This window comes from Streptomyces sp. NRRL S-1022 (assembly GCF_000720135.1).
Lineage (GTDB): Bacteria > Actinomycetota > Actinomycetes > Streptomycetales > Streptomycetaceae > Streptomyces.
Window position 1 is genome coordinate 1 of sequence record NZ_JOIU01000225.1, and the last position, 205, is coordinate 205.

1 protein-coding gene is annotated in these 205 nt (G+C 70.2%); it reads left to right on the forward strand.

The window, feature by feature from the left end; translation table 11 throughout:
• A partial coding sequence (locus tag IG05_RS43455; protein ID WP_037816133.1) for a biotin carboxylase N-terminal domain-containing protein occupies nucleotides 1–205 on the forward strand: 205 nt, incomplete at both ends.

The following is a 205-nucleotide window of genomic DNA, read 5'->3' on the forward strand; positions in this document are numbered from 1 at the left end:
CCGGGACGCCCTGCATGTCCGCGCCGCGGATGAGGCGTTCGCCCTGGGCGGTGACACCCCGGCCACCAGCTACCTGGTCATCGACAAGATCCTGAACGCGGCGCGTGAGTCCGGGGCGGACGCCGTCCATCCGGGCTACGGCTTTCTGTCGGAGAACGCCGAGTTCGCGCAGGCGGTCCTGGACGCGGGTCTGATCTGGATCGGC